This window comes from Oribacterium sp. (genome assembly GCF_057249185.1).
In genome coordinates this window covers 1-15836 of the sequence record NZ_DBHIGR010000005.1, presented here as the reverse complement: position 1 = coordinate 15836, position 15836 = coordinate 1, and the positions used below count along the sequence as shown (strand labels likewise).

The 15836-nt window shown below is 45.0% G+C and carries 12 protein-coding genes; 11 read left to right on the top strand and 1 reads right to left on the bottom strand.

What is annotated here, in order from left to right:
- Complete coding sequence (locus ACO4PX_RS00670) at nucleotides 1-1380, bottom strand: DUF1576 domain-containing protein (RefSeq protein WP_485570915.1); 1380 nt, start codon at nucleotides 1378-1380, stop codon at nucleotides 1-3.
- Nucleotides 1381-1677: 297 nt separating this feature from the next.
- On the opposite strand from ACO4PX_RS00670, the gene rpmE reads away from it, so the two are divergent.
- The 11 genes from rpmE (at nucleotide 1678) to ACO4PX_RS00615 (ending at nucleotide 15710) form a co-directional block, all read left to right on the top strand.
- Entirely contained in the window at nucleotides 1678-1884 is a 207-nt protein-coding gene (rpmE, locus tag ACO4PX_RS00665) for a 50S ribosomal protein L31 (protein ID WP_040649303.1), read from the top strand.
- Between the two features lie 254 nt (nucleotides 1885-2138).
- Entirely contained in the window at nucleotides 2139-3167 is a 1029-nt protein-coding gene (locus ACO4PX_RS00660; RefSeq protein WP_485570913.1) for a DUF1385 domain-containing protein, read from the top strand.
- Entirely contained in the window at nucleotides 3167-4195 is a 1029-nt protein-coding gene (prmC, locus tag ACO4PX_RS00655) for a peptide chain release factor N(5)-glutamine methyltransferase (RefSeq protein ID WP_485570911.1), read from the top strand. Before ACO4PX_RS00660 ends, prmC begins: the two co-directional genes overlap by 1 nt.
- Nucleotides 4196-4406: 211 nt before the next feature.
- A complete protein-coding gene (gene eno, locus ACO4PX_RS00650) occupies nucleotides 4407-5702 on the top strand; it encodes a phosphopyruvate hydratase (protein ID WP_485560466.1) in 1296 nt (431 codons plus the stop codon).
- A 607-nt stretch (nucleotides 5703-6309) separates the two neighbouring features.
- A complete protein-coding gene (locus ACO4PX_RS00645; protein WP_485570909.1) occupies nucleotides 6310-8358 on the top strand; it encodes a methyl-accepting chemotaxis protein in 2049 nt (682 codons plus the stop codon).
- Between the two features lie 411 nt (nucleotides 8359-8769).
- Nucleotides 8770-10434 carry an N-acetylmuramoyl-L-alanine amidase family protein gene (locus ACO4PX_RS00640; protein ID WP_485570907.1) on the top strand — a complete coding sequence of 555 codons (1665 nt, stop codon included), beginning with the start codon at nucleotides 8770-8772 and terminating at the stop codon, nucleotides 10432-10434.
- 62 nt (nucleotides 10435-10496) lie between these two features.
- Nucleotides 10497-10964 carry a hypothetical protein gene (locus ACO4PX_RS00635; protein ID WP_485570905.1) on the top strand — a complete coding sequence of 156 codons (468 nt, stop codon included), beginning with the start codon at nucleotides 10497-10499 and terminating at the stop codon, nucleotides 10962-10964.
- A gap of 49 nt (nucleotides 10965-11013) precedes the next feature.
- Entirely contained in the window at nucleotides 11014-11430 is a 417-nt protein-coding gene (locus ACO4PX_RS00630; protein ID WP_485570903.1) for a hypothetical protein, read from the top strand.
- 549 nt (nucleotides 11431-11979) lie between these two features.
- Nucleotides 11980-14022, top strand: coding sequence for a methionine--tRNA ligase (gene metG / locus ACO4PX_RS00625; protein ID WP_485570901.1), 2043 nt, complete (start codon nucleotides 11980-11982; stop codon nucleotides 14020-14022).
- A 1-nt stretch (nucleotide 14023) separates the two neighbouring features.
- Nucleotides 14024-14803, top strand: a complete 780-nt coding sequence (locus ACO4PX_RS00620) for a TraX family protein (protein ID WP_485556413.1) — start codon at nucleotides 14024-14026, stop codon at nucleotides 14801-14803.
- 46 nt (nucleotides 14804-14849) lie between these two features.
- The gene (locus ACO4PX_RS00615; RefSeq protein WP_485570899.1) at nucleotides 14850-15710 is read left to right on the top strand and encodes a TatD family hydrolase; all 861 of its coding nucleotides are present in this window, start codon (nucleotides 14850-14852) and stop codon (nucleotides 15708-15710) included.
- Nucleotides 15711-15836: the final 126 nt, after the last annotated feature.

The window sequence follows — 15836 nt, the reverse complement described above, 5'->3', positions numbered from 1 at the left end:
CTATTTCCAGAAGATATTTTTCGGAAGCTTTACCTCCGGCTTGTCAAAAAGCTTGTCTTTGATGGCAAGTTTCTTCGCTTCCTCATCATAAATCGCCATAGGCTTCTGTCTGTCCTTGATAGCGAGGATGATGGGCACAAGGAAAATTGCCACCACGCCTCCTGCAAAGCCGTTGTTATAAAGATTTGTCCCATTATATAGAATTCCAACATTTAAGGCAACGGAAGAATGGAGAAAACCGGCTACGATTCCCCAGAAAATGCCGAATTCCCCCGCAATGGGAGCCAGGGTGGTCACAAGAATCAGGGTAAGGGTGGAGCTGGGGTCCTGCACGGACCAAACCTTCAGGCTTCCGGCAAGAATTACGCCGAAGATTACCGGTAAAATATTTCGGAGATGCTTTCCGGTGGCGCTAAAGCCCACCAGACAGAAGATGGAACCGATGGTGGGACCGTTAAAGTCTCCGTCTAAAATGTAGAGAATCAAAGTCATGGCAAGACCGTTTACCCCCATATTGAAGATGGTGGGATAGTCTCCATATTTCTTTAAAAAGTCCGGATTGCCCTGGCCGCTTTCCTTCAGGATATCCCGATAGCCCTGAAGAGTTTCCTTCCTTCCGAAGAAAAGGGCAAGGAACATCAAGGCGAGAAAGAGCGCCAGCAGGCTGTAGAAGCCGAAGAGTCTGTGGTCGGTATCCCAAACCAGTCGGGACTCGATTTTCACTCCGAAGGATTTCATCAGGGAAATGATGATGGTGGCGATAATACCGCAGGCGAAGCCGGCATTGTACAGGGAATAACCCATGTGGGCGTGCTTGGTATGCAAAGAAATGGGAATCAAGACATAGCCGATAATAAGTCCTACCGCAAGAGCCAGCAGAAGCTGTAAAAGATTCGGCAGGTTGGGAATCAGCAGAATCTGGGTGATAATCGGAGAGAGGGTGGTGCCGCAAAGTCCGATATGAAGATATTTTCGGAAGGGCACCCGGTGAATTTTGGCATAAAGGGCATAACCCAGAATAATAGCCCAGATATTTAAAAGATTCTTTCCGAAAAGAGAAAAGCCGAACATCAGGCAGGAGGCCATGATACAGCTTCCGTCAAAGTTGGATTTGGCGATACAGAGTAAGCCCAGGGAAATGATGGTGAGGCATCCCGCATTGAAAAATGCCGCTCCCACGCCGCCTACCACAAAATAGTCCGTAATCAAGATATCCGGCTGTACAATGATTTCCCGTACACCTTCAAAAATACTCATGGGATTTTGCTGGGTAAGACTGATGAGCATAAAGTAAATAGGAACGATGGACATTAAAAGATAACGCTCCCAGTTCGGGAGAAAATGATGTAAAAGTAACTTGCCGTTTTCTGTGTTTTTCATGAAAAAATTCTGCTCCTTCACTGCCGGGGGAGGGGGATTTTCCTAGCCGATTCTCCAATATGAAACTATTAAAATAGTACAAGAAAAAGAAAAAATAAGCAATTATAAGATTCTAAGCAATTCCGGAAGAAAGACTTGCCTTTCTGTAGACTTTGTGCTATCTTGGTACGGCTAAGGGGTACGCCCTGACAAAGTGCTATTATTTATAGATAGCACATGCATTATGAAAACCAAGGAATCCCCAAGAGGGATAGACGAACCGCATGGTTGGCAATCATGCAGAAAGAGGGAGAGAAAATGAGAGAAGGTATTCATCCAACTTATCACCAGGCAACCGTAACATGTAACTGTGGAAACACATTTGTAACAGGCTCCACAAAGCCGGAAATTCACGTAGAAATCTGTTCCAAGTGTCATCCGTTCTACACAGGAAACCAGAAGCTGGCATCCGCTAAGGGTAGAATCGATAAGTTCAATAAGAAGTTTGGAATGCAGCAGCAGTAAAAAGCAGGGCCTTGGCCCTGTTTTTTTGTTAATCTTTATGAAAAAAGCGTGATACTTTCTTGGGAACGATTGTTCAAAGGCCGGTACTTTAGTATAATTCTTCCTATTCCGGAAAGATAATTAGTTTATGTCCCGTTGAAACTTCTGTGTGTTTTGAAAATGCTTGGAGCTAGGAGATTATTTTCAAAATAGAAAAGAAAGAATAGAAATCTTTTTGTATAGCCGGATAGTAAGAGCTTTGGAAAGGAAGAATTTTGGAAAAACAGGTATATAGTGGTATCGGTGGTCAGGCAGTGATCGAAGGCATTATGATGAAGAATAAAGAGGACTATTCCGTTGCGGTAAGGAAGCCGGACGGCAGTATTGACGTGATACAGGGAGAGTATCTGTCTTTAACGGACAAATACCCTTTCTTTCGTCTCCCTTTTTTGCGGGGAATTTTATCCTTTTATGATTCCATGGCATTGGGGATGAAGTGCCTTAGCCATAGTGCCAGCTTTTATGAAGATGATGAGGGAAGCGAGCCGGGAAAGCTGGAACAGCTTTTGGACAAGCTTTTCGGAGAGAAGGTGGAGCAGGTGCTTTCCGCCCTGGTGATGGTCTTTTCCTTTGCTATGGCTCTGTTTATCTTTGTGGCTTTGCCCACCATTTTACTGAGCTTTGTGAAGAAATTTCTTCCTATTGAGTCGGCCTTGGCCTTTTTGGAGGGCTTACTTCGTATTTTGATTTTTGTTTTGTATATTAAGCTGATTTCCCGGGCGAAGGATATTCGCAGAACCTTTGAATATCATGGGGCGGAGCACAAATGCATTAACTGTGTGGAGCATGGGCTGGACTTGACTGTAGACAATGTGATGGCTTCCTCCAAGGAGCATAAGCGTTGCGGCACCAGCTTTATTGTCTATGTAATGATGATTTCTATCTTTCTGTTTATGTTTTTGCGTTTTGACAGCCTGTATTTAAAGATTCTTTCCCGACTGCTTTTGATTCCGGTGATTGCGGGCATCAGCTACGAGGTGCTTCGTCTGGTGGGAATGGTGGACAATCCCATTACCCGACTGCTCTTTATTCCCGGTATGTGGATGCAGGGCTTAACCACCAAGGAGCCGGAGCGGGATGAGGTGGAAGTGGCCATTGCGGCGGTGGAGCGGGTCTTTGACTGGAGAGCCTTTCAGAAGAAGGCCTTTCCGGAGAAGACGGCTTCGGGGAAGGTGATTTCCGGGCAGGCGGTTTCTGAAAGTTCGATTTCCGAGCAGGCGGTTTCTGAGGAAGGGGAAGCGTGATGGAAGATTGGATAGCTTCCTGGGAAGATCTGGGCTTTCCGAAACTTAAGGAAGCAAGCTTGCAAAAAATAGAAACAACGGGGAAGAAGCTTCTTGTGGAAGCAGGGGTAGAAGAAGAGGAGGCGGCATTGGAAGTCCGCCTCCTTTTACAGGAGAGCTTTTCTCTGAATACCGCCGGCTATCTTCTTAGAAAACAAGAGTCCTTATGCAAGACGGAAAGAGAACAAACGGAAATCTTGGAAAAGCTTCATTCCTTTTTTGAAAACTTTGAAAAGCGGAGAAGACGGATTCCCTTGGCGCAAATTCTGGGAAGACAAAGCTTCTACGGACTGGATTTTTTTGTCAATGAAGATGTACTGATTCCTCGGGCAGATACAGAGTGTTTGGTGGACTTGGTCTTGGAAGACTATGCAGACTTGGCGAAGCAGGCCGGAAAAACTTATGCGGAAAAGCGAAATTCGGAGCATGTTTCGAATAAGCATGAGGATACTGTGGAAAATGAAGCAAATTCTTCTTCCCTAAATATTTTGGATCTATGTACAGGCAGCGGTTGCATCGGGATTTCTGTGGCAAAGCATTTGCCTTATCAGGAACTGCTTTTGGTGGATCTTTCGGAAAAGGCCTTGGCGATGGCCAAGAAAAATGCGGAAAAGCATTTAGGGGAAAATGTTACGCTCTTGCAAAGTGACTTATTGACGGGGGTGCGGGGAAAGAAATTTTCCCTACTGCTCTCCAATCCTCCCTATATCGTCAGCAAGGTGATTCCCGGCTTGGATTGGGAGGTTTCGGAGTATGAGCCTAAGATGGCATTGGACGGGGGGGAGGACGGACTGGTCTTTTATCGCCGGATTGCCAAGGAGGCAAAGGCGGTTTTGCTTCCGGGAGCAAGGCTCTACCTGGAAATCGGCTACGACCAAGGAGAGAGCGTAAAAGACATTTTCCAAAAAGAAGGATATGAAGCGGTGGAAGTTTTTCCGGATCTTGCCGGAAATCCCAGAGTGCTTCGAGGGATTTTCCCCGGAAAATAGTTCGTTTTTTCTACTGAAGAAAGAGTGATTTTTTATTTTTAAAAACTTAGGCTTCTTAGGGGGCATTATCGGGAGAAACAGTAGTTCTTTCTTGACACGATATGCCCAATCTATTAGTATAAGGGTTGCGATTTAATCTATAGATTCTTAAAGGAATCTTAAAATTGGTTTCTGGCAAAGCCATAGGCTTGCAAGAGAAAGAGAGGGTAAGATGAGCTACTTAGAGATTGAGAAGGTCATTGGAAGAGAGATTATTGACTCCAGAGGAAATCCAACCGTTGAGGCAGAGGTTATGCTGTCTGACGGAACTATCGGAAGAGGAACTGCTCCTTCCGGTGCATCCACAGGAGAATTCGAAGCATTAGAGTTAAGAGACGGAGATAAGTCTCGTTTTGGCGGAAAGGGTGTTGTTAAGGCTGTAGAGAACATCAACACCATCATCAACGACGTTTTACTGGGAATGGATCCTATGGATATCTATGCTGTAGATCAGGCTATGATCGAGGCTGACGGAACCAAGGACAAGTCCAAGCTGGGCGCTAACGCAATCCTTGCTGTTTCTATCGCAACCTGCAAGGCTGCAGCAAACGCTTTAGACATTCCTCTTTACCGCTTCTTAGGCGGAGCAAATGGAAACCGTCTTCCTGTTCCTATGATGAACATCTTAAACGGTGGAGCACACGCTACCAACTCCGTAGATACTCAGGAGTTCATGATTATGCCTGCAGGCGCTCCTTCCTTCCGTGAGGGACTTCGTTGGTGTACCGAGGTATTCCATGCTTTACAGAAGATCTTAAAGGATGAGGGAAATACCACTGCAGTAGGAGATGAGGGTGGTTTTGCACCAAACTTAGCTTCCGATGAAGATACCATTGAGCACATCTTAAAGGCTATCAAGGCAGCAGGCTATGAGCCCGGTAAGGATTTCGTTCTGGCTATGGATGCCGCTTCCTCCGAGTGGAAGAGCGAAAAGGGTAAGGGCTTCTACCATCAGCCCAAGTCCGGTAAGGATTTCACCTCCGATGAGCTGATTGCTCACTGGAAGTCCTTAGTAGAGAAGTATCCCATCTACTCCATCGAAGACGGTCTGGACGAGGAAGACTGGGAAGGTTGGGAGAAGATGACCAAGGAGCTTGGAGACAAGGTTCAGCTCGTTGGTGATGACCTTTTCGTAACCAATACCGAGAGACTTTCCAAGGGAATTAAGTTGGGATGCGGAAACTCTATCCTGATTAAGTTAAACCAGATCGGTTCCGTTTCCGAGACCTTAGAGGCTATCAAGATGGCTCACAAGGCAGGATACACCGCTATTTCTTCTCACCGTTCCGGAGAGACAGAGGATACCACCATCGCTGACCTTGCAGTAGCATTAAATACCTGCCAGATCAAGACCGGTGCTCCTTCTCGTTCCGAGAGAGTGGCAAAGTACAACCAGCTTCTTCGCATCGAAGAGGAACTTGGTGCAGCAGCATGCTATCCCGGATTCGGCGCATTCAACAGAAAGTAATTTTTACCATAAAACGAGGGCTTACGTGTTTCTTACGTAAGTCCTCGTTTTAAAATAAGGGATTGTAAAAAATCAAAACAATAAAGAATTTTCGGCAATATAGGTCTGAATGAGGGGCAGTCTGAGCCCTATACTTGCGAAAGATCGGTGAAGTGAAGGACTGTAAAAATCAATAATTGAAGCGAATGATGCAGTGTAGGTCTATAATAGGGGTAGTCTGAGCCCGTCGGTACTTACTGAAAGCGAGTGAAGCGAAGCTTGAAGTTAGTACCGCTACGAGGCGAGGCTAGCGAGAGCGTGCCCCATTTATAGACCTACACTGCATCAGAGCGCTTTCTTATAACAAGTGCAGTCCTTCACTGCGCAGGGCGAAGCTAGCGAGAGCGTGCCCCCATTTCAGACCTATATTGCTTAGAAAAATGTTTTGATTTTTTTACAATCCCTTCTTTTTTAATAGTCTTTCTCGTTTTTCAAACTTACACTATTTTGTCTTAAAAATTCCTTATATCCCCAATTCCACCCGCCGATACAGTTTATAGAATTGTTATAAATGTTCTTTCTTCTTGCAGCATGGAAGCATAAGAAGGAACCCACCAAGGAGGGAGAAATGAAATCATTACGGAATACGCTTATTTTATCCATCTTGCTACCAATATTGGTAGTTTTTCTTTTGCTGGGATTTGTGTTCCTGCAGTTTATGGAGAAAAAGAGTACAAAAGAAGGGGATGCGGCTATGGAATCCGCAGCGGTGCAGATGGGAAGTGCCGTGGATACCGTTTTATCTGAAATTGAAACCAGAATAGGCGTTATCGAATTGGCGGTAACAGATATTCCCGACCAGGATAGAATTCAGGCAAAGGATTTGGATTACTTTAAGTCCTTTGAGGGCAATATGAATAATCTTTTGGTGGACGGCACCAAGGATATTCCCGGCCTGGTAGCTTCTTATGTTCGTTACGATCCGGCATTAACCTACGGTACTTCCGGAACCTTTTATACCGATACGGACGGAGACGGAAAGCTGGAGGCGGTTACCCCTACAGATTTGGCGGCTTATGAGCCTACCGACACGGAGCATGTAGGCTGGTTCTATACCCCCTTGGCCAACAAAAAAGCCACTTGGATGGAGCCTTACTTTAATGCCAACATTTCCAAGACCATCATTTCCTATGTGGTTCCCTTCTATCTGAAAAATGGAGACAACTACGGTGTAACCGGTGTGGACTTCGACTTTGCCTACTTGGATGATTTGTTAAAGAAAAATCAGAAGTATGAGGGAGACAGCAGTTTTCTAATCAATGCGGAGGGTAAAATCCTCTACCATGCCCAGTATCAAAACGGTGAGAATTTCCAGGAGATTGAAGACGGTAAGTATGCCGATGCGTTCAAGGAAATGCAGGATAAGGACCACGGTTTTGTCCATGAAGGAAGCGGAAAGTCCTCCATTTTAATGGGCTTTACCACTCTGGAAAACGGATGGAAGATCGTGGCGGTGCCAAGCTATCATGAAATCTACGGAAGCTTGGAGAGCTTTAAACTGACCTTTACGGTTTTCTCTGTCCTCTTTGCAGCTTTTATGTTGGTTTTGGCTGTCTTGGTAGGAAATCGTATTGCTCACCCCATTGTGAAGCTTTCCAAGTCTGTGGAAAGGATGTCTCAGGGTGCTTTGGATGAAAAGATTACCGTAAAAGATCAGACAGAGATTGGCGCTTTGGCTCATTCCTTAGAGAGTTTGGGCGAACAGCTAAAGAATTATAAGCTTTACATCGGAGAAATTTCTCAGGTATTGAATCAGATGAGTGAGGGAGAACTTTCCATTTCCTTACAGCATGAGTATAACGGAGAATTTGCTTGCATCAAGGCGGCTTTAAATGCCTTGTCCGGAAAGCTTACCGATTTGATTGGAAATATTCAGACTTCCTCTGAAAGAGTTTCCGAGTTTGCAGGAAATGTGGCAAACAGTGCCCAGTCCTTAAGCCAGGGTTCCATTGAACAGGCAGGAAGCATTGAGCAGTTATCCGAGAGAATTCGTGCGATTTCCGACCATGTGGAAAAGAGTGCGGAAAATACCAAGCTTGCCAATGCGGAAGCTCAGAGCACCCAGGGCGAGGTGGAGAAGGCTGACCAGCAAATGCAGAAGATGCAGAAGGCTATGGAGGAAATTTCCGATAAGTCCGGAGAAATTTCCAAGATTATTAAGACCATCGACGATATTGCTTTCCAGACCAATATTTTGGCTTTAAATGCGGCCATCGAGGCGGCAAGAGCCGGAAGCTACGGTAAGGGCTTTGCAGTAGTAGCGGATGAAGTAGGAAACCTGGCACAAAAATCCGCCGATGCGGCAAAGGATACCACCACCCTGATTGAAGAAACCGTACGGGCCGTGGAAGAAGGAGCAAAGCTTGCAGAGCATACAGCAGTTTCCCTGCAGCATGTGGTTAAGGGCTCCGGTCAGGTCAATGATTTGGTAAATGAAATTGCCAAGGCAACAGAGGAACAGGCAAAGGCCGTATCCGATGTGCGAGAAGGCATTAACAGTATTTCCGATGTGGTACAGAGAAATACCGCAACTGCAGAGGAAAGTGGCGCTGCCAGCGAAGAGCTGAACCAGGAGGCTAAGGCACTGGAGAAGCAGGTGGCGGAATTTAAAATATAAGATAAAGCAGGATTGACTTCAGTCGCGTCCTGTAACATAGGTTTGAAACAGGGGCATGCTCTCGCTAACCTCACCCTGACTGAGCAGTGGATTTTTTATCCACTGCTCACTTTGCGTTACAAAGCAAATTCCTTTGGAAGTTGGTCTGTAGCAGGACAGTTTTTCTGATAAAAAGTCTGCTCTTAGGGCACTAAGATTATTGTTTGCAATACTCGGAGTTTCATTTAATACGATGAAGAGCCCTAGGCTCTTTTTTATTTTGAATATTCACTAAATACCGTCTTTAATATAAAAAAACTATAGAAATAATAGAAAAATTAGAATAAAATACAGTTAAGATTAGTTGATGAATGAATTTTTTTAAACTAAAAAGAAGTACTAAGTCTTGTTAACAATCTCAGGAGGTCTAAATTGAAAAAAGGAAAGAGAATAGTATTGGCTTTAGGGACTCTGTTGATTTCCACACTGAGCTTGATTCCCTCTTTTGCCGAAGGAACAGGAGTGGAAGTAGAAGAAACGGTGGAAGCAACAGAAATGGAAGAGGAAAACCTACCTGTAAGTTCCTCTAATTTGGCATCGCTTCCGGGAGCAAGATTTTTTTCGGTAAGTAGTGCAAATGCTCCTACGGAGAAATCTGAAAAGAAAACGATAGATGAAATTCAGTTTCAAGTAGGGACCCTAGAAGGAATTATGCCGAATAAGCCTAAGGATAAGATGTGGGTGAAGGAACTTGATTTACAGGGAATAAAGCTTAAGTTGCATGAGAAAGGTACCGATAAGAATCTGTATTTTGATGCAGAAGACCTTGAGATTTCTTCTGTTATTTATTACTACAAATTTGTAGGTGAAAATAGTAAATTAGCTCTTTGGCAAAGTTATAGAGAAAAGAATGGAAGTAAATACAAACCCGGACAGTATGAGACAGTAATAAAGCTTGCGTCCAGGAATCCGAATTATGAGTTTAGCTTGCGGACGGATTTAACTCTTTCTTTTTCTGTTCCATGGTCTTCAAGCCAATCATTTACCGTACCCTATTCCTTTTATTGCTATTGGGTAGACGATAGAGAGGAAGATGTAACCAAGCTTGAGTTTCATAAAGATTTTCGATTGACAGAAGAGTTTCCCTTGAAGGAATTGCGACTATATATTCCGGAAAAAGAACTTAAATACAGCAGACCGGGAGAAGTCCTTAGAAAGGGAACTTGGGAAAAGAATGCTCAAGGCATTATTGTAAAGGATGGAAAGGAAGAGTCTGTAGAGATTCCTATGGAGAACATAAGGGAGAATCTTAGGCTGGAAAGCCTTTCAGGGGAGATTTCTTATCAAGCAGGAGATAAGATTACTGAGCCGGGTGCTTATCGGCTAAGATTACAGTCCTTGGCAATCCGAGATCTACCATACCGAATTAGCTTTGACGGTTTAGATGGTGATTTAGTAACAAAGTTTTATGTAAATGACAAGGAGTGGGAACTGGATAAAAAGACAGCCTCTTTAGAGGCCATTGACCCTTATAGTGGCGGCTTACAGGTAGATTTGTATTCCCCGGACACTGTTTTGTTTCAGGAATCAAAGAGCGAAACCGGCGGAATATCTTCCGGAGGTAGTGGCGGTTCCGGTAGAAGTAGTGCTTCATCCAGTGGTGGATATACTTCCTTTAAGGCAAGTCCTTCCGGACAGGTTCTCGGTGTGGAACGTTCTCTTTCCGAGGGAGAATGGGTGAAAGATGAAATAGGCTGGTGGTATAGAAGAAAGGATGGAACTTACCCGAAAAATAGCTGGGGCTATGAAACGTATAATGGAAAGTCCTATTGGTACTATTTTTTAGATAGTGGTTATATGGTTACCGGATGGATAGAGTTAAACGGAAGTAAATATTATCTCTTCCCAATCTCCGATGGCTGGATGGGTAGAATGTTAACAGGTTGGCATTGGATTGATGGATATTGCTACTACTTTGGAGCAAACAGCGAAAATAACGAAGGACATCTTTATAGAAATGAAAAGACTGCGGATGGTTTTATGGTGGACGCTGAAGGAAGATGGGTAGTGAATGGTATTGTACAAGTGAAGAAATAGAATTGTACTTAGATTGGAAAAATGATAGTATTGATAGGGCGATGAAAAAAAAGGAGGATACTATGGGATTTTTTGATGATTTAGGAAAGAAGCTTTCTGATGCAAGTCAGGACGTAATGCAAAAGGGTAAGGAAATGGCAGATACTGCTAAGTTCAATTCCCAGATTCATGATGAGGAAAAGAAGATTTCAGCAGTTTACAGCAAAATTGGTAAGAAGTATTTTGAGGTTTTTGAGAACGCTCCTTCCGAAGAATTTAAGGCTTTTATTGAAGAGATTCATGCTGCACAGGCAAAGATTGCGGAGATTCAGGAAAAGCTGAATGCTTTAAAGAATGAAGGCAAGGCTGCGGTAGAGAATGTGGCAGCGGATGCAAAGGAAGCTGTAAATCAGGCTGCCGATAAGGTGGAAAATGCTGCAGAAGGTGCTGTGGATGCAGCTAAGCAGGTAGCAGATCATGTGGAGAACGCGGCAGAACAGGCTGTAAACAAGGCAGAGGATGCTGTTGACAACGCAGTAAACGGAAACTAATTGTTTGTGTGCTGAAAGCATCATAGTTAGGCATGGGGGAAAGAAGAGTATGAAAACAAAATTAGGAGTATCTGTAGGCTTAGCAGCTGCCGGCGTTTATGTTCTGGCGGTGCTGGGAAACTACACTGCGATTTTACTTGCTGTGGGTTATATTTTTCTGATGGAAGAGGATGCTTGGTTGAAGAAATCCGCAGTGAAGGCTTTAGCAACGATGCTTTTCTTTAGCTTTCTGCTGAGCCTCTTGGGCTTGATTCCGGATGTTTTTAAATGGGTGGGAACCGCCCTGTCCGTTATCAATGTCAATGACGGCACACGTGCCATTACCGCATTTTGGTCCTTGATTACCCAGGCGATTGACATTTTCAAAACCTGTATTTTCTTGGCACTGGCTTTCAAGGCACTGAACCAATCCACCATCACAGTTCCCGTAGTGGACGAGTTACTCAATAAGCATTTTGACGAATAATCCGGAATGGATTTGCTTACAAGTAAATCAGCAAATTAAACAAAAGATACTTTCAAAAGAGCGGTGTTTGCCTAGGTGACGCCGCTCTTTTTTGCATATTTCTCAACGGGTATCGTTCACGGAGCGAGCGGCATTCCGTTTGCCTTGATATAATAAAGAAAGGTGAATAATCCGAAGTTCCACCAATAGCCTTGAAAGAAGAGGCAATCTGAGCCCGTGGGTACTTGCGAAAAACAAAGGAACTGCAGTTTTTCGCTTAGTATCCCCTACGAGGCGAGGTTAGCGAGAGTGTGCCTCTGTTTCAAGGCTATTAGGTGGAACTAGGAGGGGCAATGTATATAGCAAAACTTATTGAAGCACGCCTGGACAACCCCGCTCTTCCCCCTTCCTGACGACATTTTATTGACTAGTGAAAAATCTATGTTAGACTAGGAATGTTTATAGAATATAGAGAGAAAGCAGAAATTTCCTGTTTTCAGGCTCTTGTAAAGATGTCGAAAAAACTGTTCTTTGCAGGATGAAGAAGATAAAAGAGATAAAGGAGAGTCTATGGAAAAAAAGCCTTATTATATTACCACCGCCATTGCCTATGCCTCAGGAAAGCCCCATATCGGGAATACCTATGAGATTATCCTGGCTGATGCCATTGCCCGCTTTAAGCGTTATGAGGGCTATGATGTATTTTTCATGACCGGAACCGATGAGCACGGACAGAAAATTGAGGGGAAGGCCAAGGATGCAGGAAAGACTCCCAAGGAATTCGTGGATGAGGTGGTGGGAGAAATCCATACCATCTGGGATTTGATGGATACCTCCTATGATAAGTTTATGCGTACCACAGAGGAATATCACGAAAAGCAAGTGCAGAAGATGTTCCGAAAGATGTACGAGAACGGGGACATTTATAAGGGAAAATACGAGGGCTGGTACTGTACTCCCTGTGAGTCCTTCTGGACCGATTCCCAGCTTGTGGACGGAAAATGTCCGGACTGCGGAAGAGCGGTGGAGAAGGCCAGTGAGGATGCCTACTTCTTTAGAATGTCCAAGTATGCGGATCGTCTGATGGAGTATATCGAAAGCCATCCTGAGTTTATTCAGCCGGTTTCCCGGAAAAATGAGATGGTGAATAACTTCTTAAAGCCGGGCTTACAGGATCTTTGCGTGTCCCGTTCCTCCTTTACCTGGGGAATTCCGGTGGACTTTGACGAGAAAAATGTAGTTTACGTTTGGCTGGATGCTCTAAGCAACTATATCACCGGTATCGGTTACGATGTGGACGGTGAGCATCAGGAGCGTTACAAGAAGTATTGGCCTGCGGACCTGCATTTGATTGGAAAGGACATTGTCCGCTTCCATACTATTTACTGGCCCATCTTCTTAATGAGCTTAAATGTTCCCCTGCCCAAGCAGGTTTTCGGACACCCCTGGTTACTTACCGCTACCGCCAAGTCGGATGAGGGTACCAAGATGTCCAAGTCCAGAGGAAATGTAATCTATGCCGACGATTTGGTAAGACTCTTTGGCGTGGATGCGGTGCGTTTCTTCGTTATGCATGAGATGCCCTTTGAAAATGACGGTGTCATCTCCTGGGAGCTGATGGTAGAGCGCTTTAATTCTCAGCTGGCCAACATTTTAGGAAACCTGGTAAAGCGTACCATTTCCATGAGCAATAAGTACTTTGACGGCATCGTGGAAGATAAGGGCGTGACAGAGCCGGTGGATCAGGATCTGAAGAACACCGTTTTGGAGCAGGCAAAGCTTGCCGCATCCAAGATGGACGAGCTAAAGGTGGCGGATGCCTTAACCGCGATTTTTGAGATTTTCAGACGCTCCAACAAATATATTGATGAGACGGAGCCATGGGTTTTGGCTAAGGAAGAGAGCAAGGCGGATCGTTTGAGAACCGTGCTTTACAACCTGACAGAATCCATTGTTATCGGTGCATCTTTGTTGAAGAGCTTTATGCCTTCCACCGGAGCGGAGATTTTAGAGCAGCTTTCCACTACGGAAAGAGACTTTGCTTCCCTTTCTGACTTCGGTCTATACCCCTCCGGTAATAAGGTGGTGGCGGACCCCAAGACTCTCTTTGAGAGAAAGGATTGGAAAGAAGTAGAGAAGGAAGTGGAGAAGATTACCGAGGCTCAGATTGCCAAGGCACAGGCCGAGGAAAAGAAGGAAGAGGCCAGGAAGGCGGCGAAAATAGCTGCTTGTTCTGCAGGAGAGGCCGGAACAGGTCTTGAGAAGGGCATTGACATTCCCTTTAAGGCTGAGATTTCTTATGAGGACTTTGACAAATGTGACTTCCGTATCGGAAAGATTATCCATGCAGAGGAAGTGAAGAAGTCTAAAAAGCTGTTGCTCTTTAAGGTACAGGTAGGATTGGAGGTTCGGCAGATTCTGTCCGGTATCAAGTCCAGCTATAAGCCGGAAGATCTTTTGGGTAAGAAAGTTATGGTGCTTTGCAACCTGGCTCCCAGAGAGATTTGCGGCTATCAGTCCGAAGGCATGCTCCTTTCCGCCATTGACGAAGAGGGCAAGCTTTCCCTGATGACCTCCCTGGCGGATATGCCTGCAGGAGCAAGTATTTCATAATATGACGAACTACCAGGCCATTTTGAATACCAAGAAAAAAGGGGGAGGAGTTTCCGCGTTTCTGCTGAAGCTCCTTGCCCTTATTTCCATGACTATAGACCATTTTGCCGCCATCGTAATCCTAAACGGAAAGCTTTACGGCTATTCTACCGAGTATTTTCAAATGGCCATCGCAACAGAGGAGGGGCACAGATTGCTCCAAATCTATAGAATCTTTCGCATTATCGGCAGACTGGCCTTTCCGATTTATGCCTTTCTCCTGACGGAAGGCTTCCGCCATAGCCACGACCGAAAGAAATATTTTTTCAGACTGCTTTTGATGGGCATAGTCTCGGAAGTGCCCTTTGACCTGGCATTTTTCAATCAGGTCTATAATTTTACCGTTCAAAATATCGGTTTTACTCTGGCATTGGGCGTGCTGTGTATGGAGGGGATGCATCGTTTTCGGAAGAACGTTTTCTACAAATGGGCTGCGGTGCTGTCCTGTGCCGCCATTGCGGAGCTGATTCGGGCAGACTACGGGGCACTGGGCATTTTCCTGATTGCCGCTCTGTACAACTTTCGAAAAGAAAAGGCATTGCGTCTGTCTTCAGGGGCTGCGCTGTCAGCGGCGCTGTCCTATGGAAGCTACTGCTTTGCGGCAGTGAGCTTCCTCCCGATTGCCTTTTACAATGGAGAAAAGGGACGAATTTCCCTCAGCCGTTTCTTCTACCTGTATTACCCCCTGCATCTTGGCTTTTTCTATCTTTTGATTTACCTAGGGGCAAAGATTACCGCGTAGAGGGATAGAGTCAGTAAGGAAAACAGAAATCAAAAAGGAGAAGAAGATGATTTTTGATACCCATTGCCATTACAATGATGAATGTTATGCGGAAGATAGAGAGGCATTACTCCGCTCCCTTCCGGAGCAGGGCGTAGACCGGATTTGCGAAATCGGTTATAACCTGGAAAGCTCCAAGGCGGCTATTCGTTTGGCGAGAGAGCCTTTTATTCCGGGACTTCAAAAATATGCAGTGGTAGGTTTTCATCCGGAAAATGCGGATGAGCTTACGGAAGAATCGCTACTTGAGATTTATACCCTGAGCCAGGAAAAGGAAGTAGTGGCCATGGGAGAGATAGGCCTGGATTATTTTCGGATAGATAAGCGCTCCAGGGTGGAAAAAGAGCAGGAAGCAGAGGCCTTTGCCAAAGGGGAAATCACGGAGATGCAAGAGTTCAATCCGGACCCGGAGGTACAGAAGGACTGCTTTATTGCCATGATGGAGCTGGCCAGGAAAAGAAATCTTCCGGTGGTACTCCATTCCCGGGATGCGGCTATGGACACCTACCATTTGCTTAGAGACCATAAGGGCTATGTCAATGGGGGAATTGTGCATTGCTTTTCCTATCCCTTGGAAGTAGCCAAGCAATTTATTGATTTGGGTATGATGGTGGGAATCGGCGGTGTACTGACTTTTTCCAATGCCAAGAAGTTAAAGCAGGTGGCTACGGAGATTCCTTTAGACCACATCGTTTTGGAAACGGATTGCCCTTACATGAGTCCAGTTCCTCTTCGAGGAAGCAGAAACCATTCCGGAAACCTTCGCTATGTGGTTTCCTGCCTGGCGGAATTAAAGGGAATTTCAGAGGAAGAAATTATTCGAAAAACCACGGAAAATGCCTTACAGGTGTATCGCATTAAGGATTAAGAAAAGAACACGCAGTATAGCACTGTATCGCGAGGAATATGATAGCGAAAAAATCTGCTATCGAATCCGGCAAATAAAAAACTTCGGGAACTCCACCCAGGATAACCCACGGCACATGAAAGGTTT

Coding starts and splice junctions, on each gene's coding strand:
- prmC (WP_485570911.1), top strand. CDS start 3,167: ATGGAAGATTGGATAGCTTCCTGGGAAGATCTGGGCTTTCCGAAACTT.
- ACO4PX_RS00630 (WP_485570903.1), top strand. CDS start 11,014: ATGAAAACAAAATTAGGAGTATCTGTAGGCTTAGCAGCTGCCGGCGTT.
- ACO4PX_RS00615 (WP_485570899.1), top strand. CDS start 14,850: ATGATTTTTGATACCCATTGCCATTACAATGATGAATGTTATGCGGAA.
- ACO4PX_RS00620 (WP_485556413.1), top strand. CDS start 14,024: ATGACGAACTACCAGGCCATTTTGAATACCAAGAAAAAAGGGGGAGGA.
- metG (WP_485570901.1), top strand. CDS start 11,980: ATGGAAAAAAAGCCTTATTATATTACCACCGCCATTGCCTATGCCTCA.
- ACO4PX_RS00645 (WP_485570909.1), top strand. CDS start 6,310: ATGAAATCATTACGGAATACGCTTATTTTATCCATCTTGCTACCAATA.
- eno (WP_485560466.1), top strand. CDS start 4,407: ATGAGCTACTTAGAGATTGAGAAGGTCATTGGAAGAGAGATTATTGAC.
- ACO4PX_RS00670 (WP_485570915.1), bottom strand. CDS start 1,380: ATGAAAAACACAGAAAACGGCAAGTTACTTTTACATCATTTTCTCCCG.
- rpmE (WP_040649303.1), top strand. CDS start 1,678: ATGAGAGAAGGTATTCATCCAACTTATCACCAGGCAACCGTAACATGT.
- ACO4PX_RS00635 (WP_485570905.1), top strand. CDS start 10,497: ATGGGATTTTTTGATGATTTAGGAAAGAAGCTTTCTGATGCAAGTCAG.